The 1,406-nt window shown below is 41.3% G+C and carries 1 protein-coding gene and 1 pseudogene; one reads left to right on the top strand and one right to left on the bottom strand.

The genetic code is table 11. The annotated features are described in order from the left end of the window. Positions 1 to 436, top strand: a 436-nt coding sequence (locus HW423_RS10925; RefSeq protein ID WP_218931896.1) for an LPXTG cell wall anchor domain-containing protein, incomplete at its 5' end; no start/stop codon positions are given. Positions 437 to 892: 456 nt separating this feature from the next. Here the strand turns inward: HW423_RS10925 and HW423_RS10930 are convergent. After that, a pseudogene (locus HW423_RS10930) lies at positions 893 to 1,362 on the bottom strand (ATP-binding protein). Positions 1,363 to 1,406: the final 44 nt, after the last annotated feature.

Genomic DNA, 1,406 nt, shown 5'->3' on the forward strand with positions numbered 1-1,406 from the left:
TAACGAGACACCAGGAAAAGATGAACCAGGAAACGAAACGCCAGGAACAGACGAACCAGGTAACGACATTCCAGGTACAGATGAACCAGGAAACGAAACCCCAGGTATAGACGAACCGGGTAACGAAACGCCAGGCACTGACGAACCAGGCGACGCAACGCCTACTCCTGAGCAACCAGGTGAGGGCACTCCGACTTCTGAAAAACCTGGACTTGATCGTCCAATCGAAGTTAGCACGCCTACTGACAGCAAACAAACTATGATTGAAACATTTGAAGAGACCCCTTCAAGTAATGATGTTTCTAAAGCTGGATTTACAGGCGGAGAAACTTTACCTAATACTGGATCGAACAGCTGGCCTTTTGCGAGCATTGGTGCGTTCCTATTGAGTTTAGGAATCGGAGTGTTAGAAGTTCCGAAAAAGAAAAAAGATTAATAATAAATATCTGACCAACCGGATATTTATCAAATAATGATTTGTGGTTTTGATTTAAAACATTGAATCATTACTAAATCATGTTGATAAAGGTCAGCTCGTTTCAAATGAAGCGAGCTGATTTTTTAGGTTCTTTGTCAAATAGTGTTGGTGAGATAAATTAAGTTACTATCAGATTTATAGTAATATTTTTAAACAGAAGGAGTCCTCAGGACTCCTTTTTTGTTGGTTAAGAAGCAGAGTTATAGCGTTGACTTGCCTCAACCATCCATTGGTAGGGAGGGTCAGGAAGCGTTTTTTTCACATCATTATAACGAGTCGTCAATAGGATACGTGTCTTCAGGCCCACCTATTCGTCCTATCGAGTCTTTCAATATCCAATTGGAGTCCACTGGTACGCAGATCGAGTCCAGTAAAATAGCCATGCCAATTTCAGCATGACTATTTCTACAGTTTTTAATTGATTGCTTTGTGTTCGCGCATGTTTAGTTGACCCGTGTCACACCAAACCGCATTATGAACGATTCTGTCCATTATCGCGTTCGCATGGACGCCGCCACCTAGTCTTTGATGCCAATCCGATTTTCTGAATTGTGTACAATAAATAGTGGAGCCGGAATCGTAGCGACGCTCAATAATCTCAAAGAGAAATTTAAATCTTCTTCCAACAAGTCATCCAATAACCATTCGTCTATAATAAGCAAACCATAATTGGAAAACTTTTTGATAAGATTCATTACGCCTTTAGGTTTGAGGGTCACTTCATCTCGCTCGATTAATAGATCAGGGAGGCGGATATAGCGCGTTCGAATTTCTTGTTTACAGGCCTCCTTGCCTAAAGCACAAGCTAAGTATGTTTTTCCTGAACCTGTAAACCCTTGGAAAATAACATTCTGACGGTGATTGATGTAATTGCAGGTTGCCAATTCTTGAAGGGTTTGACGGTCAATCTCGCGTTTTTCATAGTGGT

Source organism: Ruoffia halotolerans (assembly GCF_014049385.1).
In the GTDB taxonomy this organism is placed as follows: domain Bacteria; phylum Bacillota; class Bacilli; order Lactobacillales; family Aerococcaceae; genus Ruoffia; species Ruoffia halotolerans.